This is a genomic window from Methanoregula sp. (assembly GCA_041645435.1).
In the GTDB taxonomy this organism is placed as follows: Archaea; Halobacteriota; Methanomicrobia; order Methanomicrobiales; family Methanospirillaceae; genus Methanoregula.
In genome coordinates, this window is record JBAZQB010000004.1 from 115,952 (window position 1) to 131,123 (window position 15,172).

20 protein-coding genes are annotated in these 15,172 nt (G+C 51.8%); 4 read left to right on the top strand and 16 right to left on the bottom strand.

Annotated features, from left to right (window positions below):
* Positions 1–99: 99 nt before the first annotated feature.
* Both WC593_09475 and hxlB read right to left on the bottom strand, forming a co-directional pair.
* Positions 100–1,224 (bottom strand): PHP-associated domain-containing protein, encoded by a 1,125-nt coding sequence (locus tag WC593_09475; GenBank protein MFA4825371.1) that lies wholly within the window; start codon positions 1,222–1,224, stop codon positions 100–102.
* A gap of 341 nt (positions 1,225–1,565) precedes the next feature.
* Positions 1,566–2,183, bottom strand: coding sequence for a 6-phospho-3-hexuloisomerase (gene hxlB / locus WC593_09480; protein MFA4825372.1), 618 nt, complete (start codon positions 2,181–2,183; stop codon positions 1,566–1,568).
* A 144-nt stretch (positions 2,184–2,327) separates the two neighbouring features.
* Between hxlB and WC593_09485 the strand changes: the two genes are divergently transcribed.
* A complete protein-coding gene (locus WC593_09485) occupies positions 2,328–2,603 on the top strand; it encodes an acylphosphatase (GenBank protein ID MFA4825373.1) in 276 nt (91 codons plus the stop codon).
* 199 nt (positions 2,604–2,802) lie between these two features.
* On the opposite strand, the gene WC593_09490 is transcribed toward WC593_09485, so the two are convergent.
* The 4 genes from WC593_09490 to WC593_09505 all read right to left on the bottom strand — a co-directional run bounded on the left by WC593_09490 (position 2,803) and on the right by WC593_09505 (position 6,772).
* Positions 2,803–4,071 carry an ATP-binding protein gene (locus tag WC593_09490; GenBank protein ID MFA4825374.1) on the bottom strand — a complete coding sequence of 423 codons (1,269 nt, stop codon included), beginning with the start codon at positions 4,069–4,071 and terminating at the stop codon, positions 2,803–2,805.
* 732 nt (positions 4,072–4,803) lie between these two features.
* Positions 4,804–5,316: a hypothetical protein gene (locus tag WC593_09495; GenBank protein ID MFA4825375.1), complete on the bottom strand. Its 513-nt coding sequence runs from the start codon at positions 5,314–5,316 to the stop codon at positions 4,804–4,806.
* 90 nt (positions 5,317–5,406) lie between these two features.
* Positions 5,407–5,877, bottom strand: a complete 471-nt coding sequence (locus WC593_09500; protein MFA4825376.1) for a hypothetical protein — start codon at positions 5,875–5,877, stop codon at positions 5,407–5,409.
* 34 nt (positions 5,878–5,911) lie between these two features.
* Positions 5,912–6,772, bottom strand: a complete 861-nt coding sequence (locus WC593_09505; protein ID MFA4825377.1) for a hypothetical protein — start codon at positions 6,770–6,772, stop codon at positions 5,912–5,914.
* Between the two features lie 356 nt (positions 6,773–7,128).
* Between WC593_09505 and WC593_09510 the strand changes: the two genes are divergently transcribed.
* The 3 genes from WC593_09510 (at position 7,129) to WC593_09520 (ending at position 8,587) form a co-directional block, all read left to right on the top strand.
* Complete coding sequence (locus WC593_09510) at positions 7,129–7,524, top strand: nucleotidyltransferase domain-containing protein (protein MFA4825378.1); 396 nt, start codon at positions 7,129–7,131, stop codon at positions 7,522–7,524.
* Entirely contained in the window at positions 7,502–7,885 is a 384-nt protein-coding gene (locus WC593_09515) for a HEPN domain-containing protein (GenBank protein MFA4825379.1), read from the top strand. The genes WC593_09510 and WC593_09515 overlap by 23 nt, the downstream gene beginning before the upstream one ends.
* Before the next feature lie 129 nt (positions 7,886–8,014).
* On the top strand, positions 8,015–8,587 hold the full coding sequence (locus WC593_09520) for a redoxin domain-containing protein (GenBank protein ID MFA4825380.1): 573 nt from the start codon (positions 8,015–8,017) through the stop codon (positions 8,585–8,587).
* Between the two features lie 42 nt (positions 8,588–8,629).
* Here WC593_09520 and WC593_09525 read toward each other — a convergent pair whose 3' ends face one another.
* The 10 genes from WC593_09525 to WC593_09570 form a co-directional block, all read right to left on the bottom strand.
* Entirely contained in the window at positions 8,630–9,163 is a 534-nt protein-coding gene (locus tag WC593_09525) for a hypothetical protein (protein MFA4825381.1), read from the bottom strand.
* A 103-nt stretch (positions 9,164–9,266) separates the two neighbouring features.
* Positions 9,267–10,025, bottom strand: coding sequence for a proteasome assembly chaperone family protein (locus WC593_09530; GenBank protein MFA4825382.1), 759 nt, complete (start codon positions 10,023–10,025; stop codon positions 9,267–9,269).
* On the bottom strand, positions 10,018–10,173 hold the full coding sequence (locus WC593_09535) for an RNA-protein complex protein Nop10 (GenBank protein ID MFA4825383.1): 156 nt from the start codon (positions 10,171–10,173) through the stop codon (positions 10,018–10,020). Before WC593_09535 ends, WC593_09530 begins: the two co-directional genes overlap by 8 nt.
* Positions 10,170–10,958, bottom strand: a complete 789-nt coding sequence (locus tag WC593_09540) for a translation initiation factor IF-2 subunit alpha (protein ID MFA4825384.1) — start codon at positions 10,956–10,958, stop codon at positions 10,170–10,172. The genes WC593_09535 and WC593_09540 overlap by 4 nt, the downstream gene beginning before the upstream one ends.
* 8 nt (positions 10,959–10,966) lie before the next feature.
* Positions 10,967–11,155, bottom strand: coding sequence for a 30S ribosomal protein S27e (locus WC593_09545; GenBank protein ID MFA4825385.1), 189 nt, complete (start codon positions 11,153–11,155; stop codon positions 10,967–10,969).
* A 6-nt stretch (positions 11,156–11,161) separates the two neighbouring features.
* Entirely contained in the window at positions 11,162–11,440 is a 279-nt protein-coding gene (locus tag WC593_09550) for a 50S ribosomal protein L44e (GenBank protein ID MFA4825386.1), read from the bottom strand.
* Positions 11,441–11,478: 38 nt separating this feature from the next.
* Positions 11,479–12,141: a hypothetical protein gene (locus WC593_09555; protein ID MFA4825387.1), complete on the bottom strand. Its 663-nt coding sequence runs from the start codon at positions 12,139–12,141 to the stop codon at positions 11,479–11,481.
* Between the two features lie 9 nt (positions 12,142–12,150).
* On the bottom strand, positions 12,151–13,284 hold the full coding sequence (priS, locus tag WC593_09560; protein MFA4825388.1) for a DNA primase catalytic subunit PriS: 1,134 nt from the start codon (positions 13,282–13,284) through the stop codon (positions 12,151–12,153).
* Entirely contained in the window at positions 13,281–14,858 is a 1,578-nt protein-coding gene (locus tag WC593_09565; GenBank protein ID MFA4825389.1) for a tRNA uridine(34) 5-carboxymethylaminomethyl modification radical SAM/GNAT enzyme Elp3, read from the bottom strand. The genes priS and WC593_09565 overlap by 4 nt, the downstream gene beginning before the upstream one ends.
* 5 nt (positions 14,859–14,863) lie before the next feature.
* Positions 14,864–15,130, bottom strand: a complete 267-nt coding sequence (locus WC593_09570) for a UPF0058 family protein (protein MFA4825390.1) — start codon at positions 15,128–15,130, stop codon at positions 14,864–14,866.
* Positions 15,131–15,172 lie beyond the last annotated feature (42 nt).

The following is a 15,172-nucleotide window of genomic DNA, read 5'->3' on the forward strand; positions in this document are numbered from 1 at the left end:
AATGACAGGGGTGCCGATATTGTAACGTGCCCCGTAAGCGGTTTTTGTTACTTGCATCTTCGCGGGTGATTCGTGGATAATGGATTGTTTAAAAAACCGTTATTTCCCGAGCGAGAACGTGCCGTACTTCCCGCCACCGCCCGGGTGCAGGGTTACGGTCCCGCTGCGGAGGGCTGATACCGCATCGGCAACCTTCGGGTGGATGGTGCGGATCTCTGCAACCGGGGCATCGAGAAGCACCGCGATCTCGTTTTCGAACGTGGCTATGAACGAGGCATAGATGGCCTTGCACTTCTTCGTGTTAGGCGACGATGATCCTTCCATTGTCTGGATGATCTGGGCGAGTGGGAGGACATGGATGTAGGGCGGGCGGGGCCGGGCCTCGCCGCCATGCGCCAGTTCCTTTGCCCGGTCGGATACGCCTTTTTTTATGATCCCGCCATCGGCCGGGCAGCGCCATGAATATCCGATGGCCTGCTCCGGTAAATACTGGGTAAAGCACCGGGTACACGCCGTGCGATTGTATTTTCCTTCCTCCGGGAAGAACCCGGCGTTCATCTCGATTGCGCCACTCCTGATGCTCGCCAGCACGTCTTTTGCGGTCCGGTTGCCGAGCCGGATCCGGTTGAATTCCCGTCCAAGCTTGTCCGGGTAGGGGCTGTGGGCATCGGAGTTGGTGAGGAACGGGACATCGTACAGGTCCCCGATCGCCGCACCATAGGAGCTGTCCGCAGAGAGACCGAGTTCGAGGAAGTCGATCTTCTCGTTCCCGTAGCAGGCCGGGACGCTGTCGAAATAAGCGAACAACGCAGTCCACGGGGTGAAAGCGTGGGCAGGGCCAACCAAGGCGCCGACCTCGTGGGCAAGTGCGGCAATCTCCTCCCCGCTCAGGTAGACATGGGGCCGGCCGCTCGTCTCGAAACTCTTGCATTTCCCGGCCAGCAGATCGCGGAGCTGGCTGAACTGGGCGAGGTCTTCTGCCAGGATCAGGTGGTGGACACGTTTCTGGTCCTCGATCTCGCTCTGGGGGACGATCACGATCCCGGCCTCGTTCTCCAGGTACGGTTCCCAGCCCTTCTGCCATGCCGGCTGGAGTGCATCGCCGGTGCCGAGCACGTGGATGCCCTTGGTTACGCACCCCGCGAGCAGCTGCTCCGGCTGCATGAAGCGCGAGACGGCTATCGAAAACGGGGAATGGATATGGAGGTCGGCATTGACAGGCATTGGTATGGTTATTGTTGCTTGTTTTGGAATATAATATTCATGAACATACGGTCGCAGGAACTGATTGTGGTAAAAAATGGGCTCTGTTGAAATCATTTAGAAAACTCTCACGCTCTCGGGGGCTTCGCCCCAGCCACCTGGGCACCCCCCCATTGCGATGACAATGTATTACCTGAACCTTGCTTGGGCTATCGCACTGCGCCCGTCCCCCAACGGGAACAGGTGGCGCAAGAGGGGGGCAATATATTACGTGAAAAAAGGTTTTCTACAATGCATTTTCTACAATGCAAAAAAAATGGACTGATGACAGGCATACCTGTTGAGTGTGCTATCATCCCCTCTTACTCCATATTGGTAAGCCGTCTTTTCAGCTCCCCGATATCCTCTTTTTTAGCTTCCATCAGGGCAGAGATAACCGCATCGGAAAAGATCAGGGCGAGTGTCTCAAAGAGCGTCCCCAAGGGAGCAAATGCCGATGCAATCGACCGGTATTGTCCGGTCATCTGCCGGATTTCATACGAGGACTGATCGCTGTGGTAATACCCGGTGAGATCGCCGAGGTTGACAACGCAGTCTGCGATCCTGCTGATCTTTGATTCGGGCGATGCGGTGATGAGACAGATGGTCCCCCCGAGCTCTTTTACTGTTGCACAAAATGTTGCCATGGATACCGTTTCACCGGAACCGGAAAAGACAACCATCGTATCTCCCGGCACGAGTGCCGGAGTGACGGTCTCGCCAACTACGTACACCTCATAGCCAAGATGAAGCAGCCGCATGGCAAACGCCCGGGCGATGAGTCCTGAGCGGCCGGCTCCGGCCACATAGATCCTCTTTGCCTTTAACAGGTGGAGAAAAAATGCGGAGGTCTCTGTATTGTCCAGCATTGCGGCGGTCTTTTTGATCGACTCTGCCATATGCTCCATGAATACCGGGATATCTGAAAATTCATCGGTCATTGTCTTACAGGGTTATTTTGTACCAGTCGATATGAGCGTATCGGAAAGCTACGCGATCAGGACATTTACTGGGGGACGATACAAGAAAACAAGCCCGCAGCTGAAGGGTAATAATTACGTCCCGTCATTGCCATTATCTGGACAATGATACGGATCACAGCAGTTGCACGCGGGGAGGTGCAGGGTGTGGGATACCGGTATTTTGTCACGGGCTGTGCACGGGCAGCGGGTGTGAACGGGTATGTGAAGAATATGCCGGACGGCTCGGTGTTCATGGTAGCAGAAGGTGAACGTGCAGCACTGGATGCGTTTGTCCTGATGGTGAAGGCAGAGGGGGATGCAGTTATCCGCGTGGATACACTTGCGGTGACTATGGGGGAAGCAAGCGGGGAGTTTGCGGGCTTTGGGGTGAAGTGGTAGGGGGCCAGGTTATACAGGGTGTAAGGGGGGGATCGGGCATGGTTACGGGAATATGGGGGGGTCACACGGGTACATCTGGCTCGACCGGAGCCGGCCCGGACCGCTGGATACGAACCCACATTTCCGGCTGATTAACGGCAGGGAGACGGTTCCAATGGATTGGATTGTGAAATATTTGTGTGGGGAAATCACCGGTTACCTATCCGACATCCCCGATAGTTGGTCTCTCCAGCCATTTCCAGAGCGGCATGTACCGGATCGTCCCCGTCATCCCGAACCATTCGGCCTCTTCGGTCTTCTCCTCCTGTTCTGAAAGAATGAGGAGATTATTGCATCGCAGCTCACGTGATGCTTTAAGGAGCGCACGTATCTCGCGGGATCGTATCCGCTCGTCATGCAGTCCGGCACAGACCTGGATGAGCGCCGTGATCCGGTCCTGTTGCTGCACGACAAAATCCACTTCCTCCTGCTGGGCATTCTTCCAGTACCAGACCGACACTTCGTTCTGCTGCTGCAGTCTCCACAGCTCGATGGCAACGAGGTTCTCGTACATCTTCCCGCGGTTCTCAGAGATCCGGAATGCCTTTGCTGCAACAAACCCGGTGTCCGTGCAGTAGATCTTCTTGTTTGCCGCAACCTGTTCCCGAACCTTGAAGGAGAACCGGGGAAGAGAAAAGAAGAGGAAGGCTTCCTCAAGATAACCGAGATATTTCCGGACGGTCATCGGGCTTTTGCTCCGGGTGACCCGGGCGAGTGAGGTATAGGAATATTCGGATGCGACATTGGACAGGAGATACATCGCAAGATTTTCGATACCCTGCACCGAGCGGATGCGGAACCGCCTGACGATATCCTTGTACACGATGGAATCGAACAGGGTGACAAGGTAATCGCGTGGAGGGAATTTTTTTACCAGCGGTTCGGGAAAGCCGCCACCCTGTGTGTACTGGTACAAGGCCGATACTTTCTCCTGCGTGGTAAGTTCATGCGGGGAGAGGCTGAGGTACTCGCGAAAGGAAAATGGCAGGATGGTTGTCTGGAGATAACGCCCGGTGAGATGCGTGGCAAGTTCGGAGCTGAGCAGGTGCGAGTTGCTTCCGGTGATAATGAGATCATAGCCCTGCCGGGCCAGCCGGTTGACGAAGAGCTCCCATTTCGGGAGATTCTGGATCTCGTCAAGGAGCAGCGCTTTCGGATTCCCGTACACGGAGTCGACTGCTGCAAGGATCTCGTCATAGTCCGTCAGCCCGGCCATCCTCTCGTCATCGAAGTTTACGTACCCGAAATTCCGGCTGTGGGAGAGATGGTGCATGGAAAAGAATGATTTTCCCGCCCGGCGGGGACCGATGATCACCTTGATGAGGGTGGTGTCTGACCCGGTTATCGCCGCAGCCCTCTCAATATAGGGTTCACCAAGGGTTCGTTTCAGGTCCCGCTGCTGGACAAGAATGATGTCCCGTACGGTCATAATTTGCACATCTTAATCAGTATAATGGATTAAAATAGATAAAATTATCCATTATGCGTTCCGAAAAAGTGATAAAATTTAGGGATGAACCCTCATCGGGAACGCTGATGGAAACTGCGAATAATGCATTTTGGAGGGCCGATTATCCAAAAAACAAGTTTGATTTTTCCATGGAAATGCCATAAAAAACAGCTGCGTAAAATTACGTGATTATTCGCATATGGGTGGAGGATCTCCCCTGGATCTATGTTCAGCCATATCTATGAGACCCGTTGAAGCATTTTGGAAGCCGGTTTTCACGTCGGAAATTCTGCTAGGGTTGGTCACATGTGGGTGGGAGGTCAGGCGGTGTAGTCTTTGTCCCAGTATAGTATAGTTTATTCCGGAAGTTGATACGGTCGTAGTGTGGTTATGTCCGGTTTTTTTTGGGTATCCTTATCAGGTCTATCGTGAACTCATGGCCTCGCATTCTCCGACAGAGAACCTGCGTTACCGGGTGCCTGGCCGCTGCATCCACTACAATTTTCCGACGTGAAGATCAGGATCCGGGGGTTTCCGCGCCTCGTCCGGGAACTCATGGCACCCCCTCAAACGCTGACAGAATGCGGATACGGGCGTCTTTTTGCTGGGTGAATTTTTGCGGGGGGGGTCGCGTGGGTACAAATTGCAAAGTGGGGGCGGCGAATTTCCCCCAATTACCGGAGGAAATAAGAAAATAGTTGAGAGAAAATGCTAACGATATATGATATCCCTGATTAAACTGCTGATCTCATCTTCATCATTGCCTGCCATGGCAAGGAGGACGTTATACGTTTCTTCAATTTTTTCTGGGGAGAACGCATCGATTATTTTTTTATTATCCTTCAACAGGAGACACAAGGCAGTCAGATCTTCAAGAGTCCCGTTCTGACTTTTCTTTAACGACTCACCAAGTTGCAAATACTCAATAATGTTCCGGCCTGAAAAGATTACAAATTTGTTTTTCCGGATGAGTTCCTCGCGATCACGGATAAATGAATGCGATATTCCTGTTTTGTCAGACAGGGGGAAATTCGGAGATATGGAATAATAGAACCACGGCCCGTCCTTCATGGTAAACAGGATTGTAAAAGTCCCGATTTCCCTGCCGAATGATGCACAACAGAAAACCATCATCCCACGTTGGGCATAATACCGTATAGGTATCCGGGGATTTTTCGTTATCAGCGAATCCGCAGCAGTCAGGATTTTTTCAATTTGTCCCATTGATGATCACGGTTTTTCCAGAGATAAGTTCTTTGAGATTGTTAATAAATTCAGTCTTGAATGGAGTTATTGATTTTTGTAACATATTCTTTAACCCGTGCGAATGTTCTCCCGCGTAATTGCCCGACGGATTTCCGGAAGATTATCCCTGATCCCGATGCATAAATGATACAGTTTACCAAAAAAATCTGTTTTACTCATGATCGCATCCCACCCTGCTTGATATTTTGTTGAGGAATCAAAGGTTCCGGGTTCAGGAAGGGGGAATTTTTCGAGACGTTCTCCTTCCAATCCCGCCCCTTGCAAATCCAAGATTGGAACTGTATCTTCCGACATAGAAAAAATTTTGCCTGAATTGTTAATGAACCATCCTCCGATACCCGTATGAAGAGCATTTTTACTAAAAAAGATAGTGAATGAAGGAGAAGCGAGTTTGATAATTATCCAGCTCTCCCATTCATTAACCGTTATTGAGTCGAGATCAAACTCCCCGGTCTCTGTCAATGGTTGGACTGCAGATTTGATCTGTTCCAGTAAACCCGGCTGGTCATTTGAGATCATGGTATAATGCTCAATAAGGATGGGTTTTTATTAATCACAATACTTTCTCCATATACCAGATTGTATATTCTTTTCCCTGATGAATTTCGATATGCGGATCCACATCGTATGTCCATCCCTTACTGATCAGATAATCAAGCTCATCTTTGTACGCTGATGGTCCCTGTTCAACCGTAGGATTCGAACATAATTTTATTTTTCCGTTATTTCTGGCAAGATCAAGGAATTCCTGGTCTGTTGCCCACCGCATATCTATGGGCATGCCCTCTTTAGTGAGGTAGGTATTTGCTCCCATTGCATCGCCAACTTTTTCAAACGAATTTTCATTATTTTCAATCCATTTCCCGAGCACTGCAGTATCTTTGCTTGCGGAGAAATGATGAGCTTCATCGATCCAAACATTTCCATTATATTTTAGAATTTTTTCTGCACGTAAGACAATTTCCAAATCTTTTCCGGATGTCGCAATCGCCGAAATCTCGGAATCGGACTTCCCCATCGCCCTCAATTCAGCGATAATTTCCGCTTCACGTCCAGCAAACCCATTGCCCACAATCGCACTTTTCAGAACACTTGGCGAAGAGTCTGGCAGTACGCGAAGTAGGGTTTTTGAAACCTCGCCAATCTTCCCCGGATACTTCGTCGCCAGTTTCCGGAGCGTGTTGCCGGTCTTGGTCGCATCCCCGACAGCCGGTGCAAACGCAACCGCGTTCAGTGCAGTGCCGGTGCCATCGCCTTGGTAAATAGTCTCTGCAATATCCCGGACATCGCCGACTGCGAAATATCCCGACGCCATCCAGCCGGTGAAATATGGGAAGGATGACGCGACATTGTCACCGACCAGCCAGTTTGCCGTGCCGTCTTTGATGCCGGTCTCGCCGAAGGTCCCGCCCATCTTGCAATAGGTCTTCAGGTGGATGTTGTCGGTATGGAGATTGATCGTTTGTTTAGCGATCAGTTCCGGTGCGAGTTCCGCTGGAGCGGTCCACGGATCAGTACCATATAGAACTGTCTCGATGTAATCGCTGGCCCCGTCGCCATCGGTGTCGGTTTTGGGGCGTCGCCGGTGATCTTCCAGTAGGACTGGCCGTACTTGTCAGTTATAAGGATGCCGGCTTTCAGAATCCTTATTGGCTATCGAAACCACGATAAAACCGGATGACCGGTTAAATTTTCTTTTGAAGCGATGAGGATTTACGAGAGACTGAAGCAATACCTGCTCCCCCCAATAGACAGACATAAGACCAGCAAGTGAGAAACATCATTCAACTATTCCGACACAAAAACCGGGAGGGATACGTTATTCCGGCAACTTCGCGGCAAAAGAAGAAGACCCCGCTCCAGAGAATTGTTGAGATCATCACGCGTACTGCCGATCCCGATCGCATCATCCTTTTTGGTTCCCGGGCCCGGCGGGATAACAAAAAAAAGAGCGACTTTGATATCTGTGTGATCAAACACGGGGTTACCCGGCGGCGCGATCTCGCGATGCAGCTCTATCGCGATCTGTACGGGGTCGGCGCAGCAGTAGATGTTATCGTAGAGACCCCCGAGGTGTATGAAGAACTCAGGGATAATCCCTTCCTCATTTACCATGATATTGCCCGGCAGGGGAAAGTGATCTATGAAAAACCGGTCGCTTGCTGAACAATGGCTTGGCCGGGCAAAGAGCAACCTGAGCCGGGCAGCGACAGGCAAGACCGGCCCTGATGTCCTGTATGAAGACCTCTGTTTTGACTGCCAGCAGGCCGGCGAGAAATCGCTCAAGGCGCTGATGGTTCTCAATAATCTCGTCCCTTCACCAACGCATTCCCTTTCCATTCTCGTCGAGACGCTGGAAAAGCGTAAGGTTGTCATCCCGGATGATGTGAAAGCGGCTGTCGCACTTTCCTACTATGCGGTGACAACGCGGTATCCCGGCCATTATGAACCAATCGAAGAAGAAGAATACCTCCAGGCTCTTGCAATGGCTCGAAGGGTAGTTGCATGGGTTGAAAGCCGGTTTTAGGCGACTGGATACGTTACGCTCCCGGTGTTCCTTATAATAATCTGATTCAATTAAGTTAGCTCGCCGGGGTTTTCATAAAACCTTTTTTTCTTGCGGTTTTTCCCATGTTTGAATCAAGGGGGGTCGGGCATGATTTTTCAGGAATCCGGGTACGCCACCCCGCTCAGGCAGGGAACGGCAATGATGCAAAACCTCATCCCCTCCGGCAACCAGAACACCCAATATGGTGATCTCATGACACAAGCCGGTATGGCTCAGGTAGGGGATGCTGCACGGAATTTCTCGTTAAAAGACCAGAACGACAAGACATTCGATCTCTATGAACAGGCAGGTAAACGCGTACTTCTCTCGTTCCACCCGCTCGCGTGGACGGAATTCTGCGCTGCACAGATGAAATCGCTGGAGGAGAACCGGGACGTCCTCCTCGCCAGAAACTGCGTGCCGGTCGGCATCAGTGTCGATTCCGTGCCCTGCAAAAAGGCGTGGGCAAAGAGCTTAGCAATACAGAATACCCCGCTGCTCTGCGATTTCTGGCCGCATGGTGCCATTGCCCAGAAGTACGGGCTCTTCCGGGACGAGAACGGCTTTTCCGAGCGGGCGAACGTGATCGTTGATGAAAAACAGAAGGTAATTTTCGTTAAGGTTTACCCGCTGCATTCCGTGCCGGATATCCAGGAGATCATTGCATTCTTACAAAAGTAATGCGAGATAACTGGGAGTACTGAGAGAGAAAAGGGATTTTTTTTAATTATTTCTATCTACTTTCTCTACAATATTTTTCACTCTTTTTTTTACAGATGGATGAGTTAATGCAGATAACCATGAATGTGGCATTTGCTCCAAGGTTTTCTCTAAAATTTTTGAGGGTTTTGAAATATTATATTTATCTCGAAGCACTATTGATGCAAATTTATCACTTTCATATTCGTCCATCAAAACGAACAACCAACCTGAAAAGAGTGTCAGAATAATAGAACCTATGAGTTTCAAGTGTTGATCTAAGTTGGTAAAAAAAATTGATAAAATCACAATAAAGAGAAGAGTTAAAAAAAGAAGTGTTCGATATTGTAATCTAATATGTCCTTCTTCATGGAGAAGGCTGATTCTTATAAAATTTTCATCTAACACATTCATTTTAGGATTGTAATGAATTGTACAAAGACCTGCATGAAAGTAATCCCATTTTTCAGAGGCTTCAATTTTATGCGAACCGGCGATACCATCGATTTTCACTAACTCATTGAAAATTCGTTCACATGAACCCTCACTGGATTTCATATGCTTATAATAAAAAATAGATGATATAAAATTAATCGATCATATATTTGTTTTCACAAAAATAGAATCAAATAAGATTAGTAAGAACGTGGGATCGCATCCCTCACCCGATATAACTTAGCTCTTCATCTTTCTGCATCTTCTCGCCTTCAACAAGACCCTCGATGACCTTCTCCATCTCGGTAGCCCGGTCATTGAGTTTTGTGGGGTCGACAGGGACATCGATCAGTTTCGAGAGCACGCCCAGCACGTTTGCCGCACTCATCGGGTCAACGAGATACCCGCTCGTCTCGCCCATCAGGCAGACTGCATCGATACCCCGCTGGGCAGAGAGCCCGAGCATAAGGCCGGCAGCCCCGATAATCCCGCCTCCGGGTTCATCCCGGTTGAACGTGACACCGGCTTCTTCAAGTTCCGGGCGGAGTTCCGCACGGTTGACAGCACCCAGGACCCGGGGCTCGTTCACGAGATGCCCGACCCCAAAACCCCCGAGCGTGTAGATGCGTTTTACCTTGAGCGTTTCAGCAATATCGCAGTACTGGTCGGCAAGGATATAGTGCCCTTCGTTTGACGTGCTCTGGTGATCGCCTACGAGAAAGATAATGTCATGGCCTTCAGATGCATACAGGAAAAGCTCGTTTCTCGCCAGCCGGGCAAGGCCATTTTCGTCAAGAAGCACCTGCGGGGGAAAATAGATCGAGTGAATCTCACCGATCTTCTCGGCCTTGAGCATGTGGATCATGTACTCGGCCACCAGCTTGCCAACCTGACCTATGCCGGGCAGGCCTTCGATAAGGATTGGTTCGACCGGGTGCTTGTCCTTGAAACTCTCAAGATAACTGACCGTGATGTCCTCAATCATGTTTTGCCAGCCTACGGTACTTGCCGTACTTGTCTTCAGGTGAATAACGGGCAGGATGCGCCACAACCGTTGGCTTGCCGCAGGCTGGACAGGTTAAAGAAAGGGTATAGATTTGATCCGCTGGGCAACGCCGGATTCGACCACTCATTGACTCTTCCCGGATTTCGGTTTCTTGATGAGTTTGCCTTCGCCGCCTGCTTTCTCGACGACGACAATCGCAGCATTAGCTGCTTTCTCGATCGCTTTTTCCGCTTTTTTATAGTCCGGAGCAGTTACCTTGATCCGGTAAAGCGGTGCGCCGAGATAAAGAAGTTCGATATCAACACCGGCAATTTTAGGCTCTGCACTTTTTAATGCCTTCTTGATCACCGAGATACCGTCAGAGACCGAACAGGTAAGTTGCAGGTGCCCGGTGACTTCTACCCGGGGCACCTTGACATTCTCCTTAGCCACATGCAGGAGAGCCTCGGAAACCTTCTTTGAAAATCCGAGTTTCTTTACGGTTGTCTCAGGGTCAATTACGAGATCTTCAAAGACCGGATAGAATGACCCGTATTTACCGAAGATCTCATCTTCGATTGTTTTGGCATCTTCACCGGACTGTTCCGCGGCAAACCCAAGCCATTTCTGCGCTTTGGACTCGTTCTTCCACTCGCGGATCTTCTCGCGCCGCTGGTGTTCGTTGACGTCTTTTAAGGAGAGGTCAATGTGACCACGGCTCCGGTCAACATTGAGGACCTTGCAGACGATCTTCTGGCCCTCACGGATGTGGTCACGGATATACTTGATCCAGCCTGTTGCAATTTCAGAGATGGGGATGAGCCCCGGGCGGCCACCATACTCATCCAGCGATACAAACGCTACAAAGTCCTTTACGTTTACTACTGTGCAAACGACAAGTTCTGCTTCCTGGGGCCACTCTCTGTCCTGCATGGGTAGTATCACTTGAGCTCTGAGACGATCTCAGCCTTGATGCTCGCCTTGCCCCCCGATGGGGTTGCAAGGTCGTGCCCGCAGACAACACACTTGACTACCGTGCTTGACTTTTCAAAGACGGTCTGCTCGTTCTCACAGTCAGGACACTTTACCTTGTAAAATTTACTCCGGTTCTCCCGAATCACGCGTACCATTATTGCTCACTCCGTCAGCTCAAACTTTGCGACACGGTAACCCTTGCGCAGGTGTGCCTTTCCACAGGTGACACAGCGGTACCGGACGTTGATCTTCTTCGTCGGCTTGTCGCCGCCGGGCACCTTGGAGAATTTACCCATGTTGCCTACTTTACCCCTGCGTGCTTTCTGGCGGTCGATCCAGTGGAGGCCGGTTGTTTTGCCTTTCTTTACCTTCTCAACCTCATGAATCTGGTGATTCCGGCAGAAAGGGCAATAGGTGTTGAATTTCGCTGGCATTTTCATAAAATTTTCACCGATAAGTTGGATATAGAATACCAATATTATTTGCTAAGATTGATATTTAAGACTATGTTGCGTTCACTTAAGACCGCAGCATTCCGCTCGGGAAGCGTCACTATATCTCCTTTTGAAAGAGTATAAATCCTCCCATCCACTCCCATGAACGATTCCATATTTTCGAGTGCGCGGACTAATACACAGGGGTGTGTATGGGGCAGGTGTGCCTTGTGCTGGGCCGCAACGAGAACTGCGGGAGCACCCGTATCTTCAGATACGGGTTCCGGCTCACCGCTTTCATCGACATCATCTTCCGCAGTCACGGGGACCGGGGGAACATTATACAAAAGAGTGCCCTGGCACTGTTCGATCGCTGCGGTGATCTGGTCAAACATCTCCCGCTCGGCAGGAATGGTGCGTTTCACTTCCTCGCGATCATAATAATTGCCCTCGGCATGCATGATCGTCAGGGCAAGGATCTTGCGGGAACGAATCGCAAAGAGATCATGAAGCGTCTCTTTTATCGCCAGGGTTTCTTCGATTAAGGAACGGGCTTCATCTGACAGGGGATCGTCAAGCTTGTATACCTTAGCCATGAGCGATGAGAGCTCTTCATGCCCGCGCTCAAAAATATCCGGGGCGGTTGCTGTCAGCCTTCCCGTCTCCCGCTCTGAAAGCAGGATACTGCGCAGATCATCAAGCGTCATTAAGGTACCTCAGGCAATCTCTGCCATGCCGCGACAGCAGAGGAATACGGCGACTGCTTCCGGTACTGTAATGATGCCTTTTTGGAGCTCATAAGCACTTCCGAGCATCGGCATCTTAAGCGCAAACCGGCAGTCCACCTTAATATCCCGGGTCCCGAAGACCACAGCGTCAGTAAGCGGGTCGAATGTATGCAGCTCGCGGAGCTCGAGCGGCTGCACCCGCATACCACTCCCGCCATGCAGGGATGTGGGCAGGCGGATCAGCCGTTTTGTGTCCGTAGTAACCGGTTCATCAGCAAGGGCTGCACGGGCGAGCACTCGTTTTTTGAACTCGCCTTCCTGCTGGGCGACGACAACGGACAGGACACGGTTTGTTTTTAAGATACTGGCCGAGGGATGACGTGCGATCTCGGCAAGGATCTCCTCCCGCTTTTTTAAAAACGTGATCGCGGACTCTTTCCCGATCCCTTCCATGCCGGTGAGATGTGCCATCGCTTCCGGCTCGGGCAGGGATCCGATCCACTGGAGGTACTCCGTAAGTGCAGCCCGGTACCGGTTCGGCCAGCCCGGCACTTGTGTATTCTTTCCCGTCAGCATTACCGCCGGGTCGATCCCGATTCCACAGACATAATCGATCAGTTCCCGGCGCTCTGCGCTACCCCAGTTACGGAACGCGAGATCCCGGACATGGACATGGTATCCCCGGCCTCCGGAAAAGACCAGCTCGATGGTCCTGGGATCCATGCCGAATTCATCGAGAAGGATGGCGAGGAGTTTTTCGGTCTCCTCTTTTACCCGGGCAAGCATCAGGTCATACGCCCCCCGCACGATATGATCCGCATCGAGATCGAAGATCAGGTCTGCCCCGCACCAGCCTTTGTCCGCCATGGTGCCGGCATCCGGTGTCTCGTAATAGGCAGTCGAGTAATAGGTGTGCTGTGGCACAACATTTTTGAGATATTCGAACAGTTCATCCCGGCCGGAAAATCCCACGTGCCGTCGCATGCGCATCTCGGATGCACCGGGATTGAAGAGTACAAATCCCCATTCGCGCTGCTCGAGTGCCGGTGGTGCAACAAGCACGGTTTTCCGGTAGTACTCAGTAAACCGCTGCCGTACAAATGCAGTTGTTGCCGGGTTCATGGCAGCTCCTTAACCATATAGGGCCCTGCACGCTCATAGCCCTGCCGCCGGTAATAGGGGCGCACCCCCATACCGCTCATAATCGCAAGCCGGGAGTATCCACCCGTTATCGCAGTCTCTTCTGCTAGGGCAAGCAGGGCCCGCCCGTAATTCCGGTGCTGCCACTCCTCGGAATCTGCATCCCTGCCAACCGGTACAAGGCTGCCGTAGACATGGAGTTCCCGCATAAGGGCGGCATTCTCCAGTTCGGGACGGTAAACCTTCGAGGGGAAGCGGAGACGGGTAAACCCGATCAGGGAATCTCCGGATACTGCTGAGATGAAATGCTCGGTCCCGCCGCAGCACTCGTACTTTTTCACCCGCATGTCGGATTCAACGATCGAAGGGAGCCGGCCGATCTCGCGGCAGCGGATACAGCGGCATTTCCTGCCGGTGGCTTTCAGCCGGTTCTGGGCCAGCTGCCGGAAGTTGGAATGCCGGGAGCCGGCAACGATCAGCTTGGCGGGAATATCCCGCTGGATCCGCTGGAGCCGGACGAATTCGGGGATGAGGGTTTTTGCATATGCGATGAGCTCGATCAACTCATTCTCCTTGTAGGGCGAATAGATCCCCCGCTCCCAGTGCTCCTCGATCTCGGAGCCCGGGGTGACGAGCGTGGGGTAAATCTTGAGAAAGTCCGGCTTGAACCGGGGATCGGAAAAGATCGTCTCGAACATCAGTTTATCGGATTCGAGCGTTGAGCCGGGCAGGTTGGGCATCATGTGGAACCCGACTTTGAGCCCGGCATCGCGGAGCAGCGTATTGGCCTCTACCGTATCGGCTACCGTGCAGCCGCGCCGGTTATAGGTAAGGATCGCATCGTCCACATGCTGGACACCCAGTTCCACTTTCGTGACACCCAGGCTCAGCATCCGGTCGATGTGCTCACGCCTGCACCAGTCCGGACGGGTCTCGAACGTGATCGCAACACAGCGGATTGCAGACCGCTCGTTATCATTCTCAACAGACACGACATCGGGGGGGACGGGTGCCGGAGTGCCCCCGGGATACGTATTCATCGACTCGATGCAGCGGGCGACAAACTGTTCCTGGTATTCCGCGGGGCGGGCAGTCATGGTCCCGCCCATGACGATCAGTTCCACCTTGTCCACGCGATGCCCGAGCAGCTCGAACTGTTCGAGCCGGGCATGCACCTGCATGAACGGATCATAGTTATGCTCCCGGGCCCGGAGAGCAGCCGGTTCTTCCCCGGTATAACTCTGGGGGGACTGGTAGGGATGTTCCGGCCCCCCGGGGCAGGGGAGGCATTTGCCGTGCGGACAGGGTGCTGGCGAGGTCATCACCGCAACCGGTGCAACTCCCGAAAGGGTGCGGGTGGGTTTGACCAGCAGGATCTTCCGCAGGATCTTTTTCTCCTCCGGTCCGGCAGCTGCAAGAATGGCAGAGTTTTTCGGCACCGCGGAGAGCCGGTACTTCTTGCAGACGTCAATCTTTACCGCAACAATCGCTTCATCACCGGGCGGTAGGGTGAGGATACGGGAGATCATCTCCCGGAATGCCAGCGCCTCATCCATAACGATTAATGTTCTGCCGCAACTTTTTGCGATGCAGTCTCTGAAGAATAGTTCACCACAGGCAGCGGTTTGCCGTGGATATGGGAAACAATCTCATCCCCGAGCGTGAGGAGAGCGTCTTTGTGGGCTTTTTTGTCTTTATGAATATGAACAGGAGAGATTTCCAGCGAGGCATAACGTTCTGTCCCGATCTCCTCGTTGGTGATGCCTTCGTAATACTTCTTGATGTGAATCATAAGCATATGTAAATGTAGCAACTCTTCTTTTTGCACACTATCACCTTCTCCAGAAAGATACTCTTTTGTGGACAACAC

Coding starts and splice junctions, on each gene's coding strand:
- WC593_09535 (MFA4825383.1), bottom strand. CDS start 10,173: ATGAGTGGTCGAATCCGGCGTTGCCCAGCGGATCAAATCTATACCCTT.
- WC593_09495 (MFA4825375.1), bottom strand. CDS start 5,316: ATGGGACAAATTGAAAAAATCCTGACTGCTGCGGATTCGCTGATAACG.
- WC593_09475 (MFA4825371.1), bottom strand. CDS start 1,224: ATGCCTGTCAATGCCGACCTCCATATCCATTCCCCGTTTTCGATAGCC.
- WC593_09550 (MFA4825386.1), bottom strand. CDS start 11,440: ATGAAAATGCCAGCGAAATTCAACACCTATTGCCCTTTCTGCCGGAAT.
- WC593_09505 (MFA4825377.1), bottom strand. CDS start 6,772: ATGGGCGGGACCTTCGGCGAGACCGGCATCAAAGACGGCACGGCAAAC.
- WC593_09515 (MFA4825379.1), top strand. CDS start 7,502: ATGAAAAACCGGTCGCTTGCTGAACAATGGCTTGGCCGGGCAAAGAGC.
- priS (MFA4825388.1), bottom strand. CDS start 13,284: ATGAACCCGGCAACAACTGCATTTGTACGGCAGCGGTTTACTGAGTAC.
- WC593_09520 (MFA4825380.1), top strand. CDS start 8,015: ATGATTTTTCAGGAATCCGGGTACGCCACCCCGCTCAGGCAGGGAACG.
- WC593_09485 (MFA4825373.1), top strand. CDS start 2,328: ATGATACGGATCACAGCAGTTGCACGCGGGGAGGTGCAGGGTGTGGGA.
- WC593_09490 (MFA4825374.1), bottom strand. CDS start 4,071: ATGACCGTACGGGACATCATTCTTGTCCAGCAGCGGGACCTGAAACGA.
- hxlB (MFA4825372.1), bottom strand. CDS start 2,183: ATGACCGATGAATTTTCAGATATCCCGGTATTCATGGAGCATATGGCA.
- WC593_09565 (MFA4825389.1), bottom strand. CDS start 14,858: ATGGATGAGGCGCTGGCATTCCGGGAGATGATCTCCCGTATCCTCACC.
- WC593_09540 (MFA4825384.1), bottom strand. CDS start 10,958: ATGCAGGACAGAGAGTGGCCCCAGGAAGCAGAACTTGTCGTTTGCACA.
- WC593_09545 (MFA4825385.1), bottom strand. CDS start 11,155: ATGGTACGCGTGATTCGGGAGAACCGGAGTAAATTTTACAAGGTAAAG.
- WC593_09555 (MFA4825387.1), bottom strand. CDS start 12,141: ATGACGCTTGATGATCTGCGCAGTATCCTGCTTTCAGAGCGGGAGACG.
- WC593_09525 (MFA4825381.1), bottom strand. CDS start 9,163: ATGAAATCCAGTGAGGGTTCATGTGAACGAATTTTCAATGAGTTAGTG.
- WC593_09530 (MFA4825382.1), bottom strand. CDS start 10,025: ATGATTGAGGACATCACGGTCAGTTATCTTGAGAGTTTCAAGGACAAG.
- WC593_09500 (MFA4825376.1), bottom strand. CDS start 5,877: ATGATCTCAAATGACCAGCCGGGTTTACTGGAACAGATCAAATCTGCA.